General features: G+C 68.1%; 1 protein-coding gene and 1 pseudogene. One reads left to right on the forward strand and one right to left on the reverse strand.

The window, feature by feature from the left end; all coding sequences use genetic code 11:
* Positions 1–340 precede the first annotated feature (340 nt).
* Positions 341–925, forward strand: a complete 585-nt coding sequence (locus J9611_RS20250; protein ID WP_211882893.1) for a DoxX family protein — start codon at positions 341–343, stop codon at positions 923–925.
* A gap of 38 nt (positions 926–963) precedes the next feature.
* Here the strand turns inward: J9611_RS20250 and J9611_RS20255 are convergent.
* Positions 964–1,164, reverse strand: a pseudogene (locus J9611_RS20255) (ATP-dependent helicase); the annotation flags it as partial.

The following is a 1,164-nucleotide window of genomic DNA, read 5'->3' on the forward strand; positions in this document are numbered from 1 at the left end:
CCAATCCCCGGGTAGTCAAACGCAAGGTCATCAAATGGGCCGCCAAACGCGCGCACCATGCCCAGCATCCGCAACCCACCCAAAATCCTCAAGTACACATACTAATTATTAACTGAACGGTATTGCGGTTAGCCACGTTCGCTGGCCCCGGCCGCAGGGGGTCGCCGACGGGACGGTCCACTACTGCGCCGACGCCGGGGCGGCCTGGGCCCGGAAGGACCTCCGGCGCTCTGGCCATTCACGCCCCTTCCTGTGATCGATTCATGTCGCCGACGTAGAATCATGCTGGACAGTGGGAGCCAGCCAGTGCAGCGGCACGGCTAACGCAAGGAGGACTCTAATGAGCCATGCAACGACCAGGCCTGTGGCTGCCGCCGCCGCGCAGACCCTTTTCCGGGTCGCCCTCGGAGGCGTACTCATCGCCCACGGATCCCAAAAACTCTTCGGGTGGTTCGGCGGAGGAGGGATCGAAGGCACCAGCAAGGGCATGCACGCCATGGGCTTCCGCCCCGCAACACCCAGCGCCATACTCGCCGGCGTGGGTGAGGCAGGCGCGGGTTTTGCCCTCGCCCTGGGGCTGGCCACTCCGGCCGCCGGCGCCGCCGCCGCAACCACGATGGGTGTCGCGGCGAGCGTCCACGCTCCCAACGGCTTCTTCGCCACAGAGGGCGGCCTCGAGTACCCGGCGGTGCTGGGCCTGGCCGCGGCCTCGTTCACCCTTGGAGGGCCCGGACTCTTCTCCCTGGATGCGCTCACCGGTCATGTCCTGGACCGGCCATGGATGCGGGCGGTCGCTTTGGCCGTGGTCCCCGCAGCCATCGGGGTCCAGGTCTACCGCCGGCGTAAAACCCTGGCCAATGACAGGATTGCACCGGCTTCCGGCACCGCGGTGGACGACGGCTCAGCCAACCCCGGCGCTCCCTGACCTGCCCGTAGCCCCGGCCAGGGAACGGCCGGGACCAGCTACTTCCGGCCGATGAACCAGTCCTGGAGCTTCCGCAGGCGCGTCTGCAGCTGCTCCTCGTTGGCCTGCGCCACGGCCGGGCCGCCGCAGACCGTCCGGAGCTTGGTGTGGACGACCCCGTGCGGGGTGCCGGTGCGCGCGGACCAGGCCGCAACGTTCTTGGCCAGTTCAGTGCGCAGGTCCATCAGCATCCGGTGGTC

Source organism: Pseudarthrobacter albicanus (genome assembly GCF_018224015.1).
GTDB classification, from domain to species: domain Bacteria; phylum Actinomycetota; class Actinomycetes; order Actinomycetales; family Micrococcaceae; genus Arthrobacter; species Arthrobacter albicanus.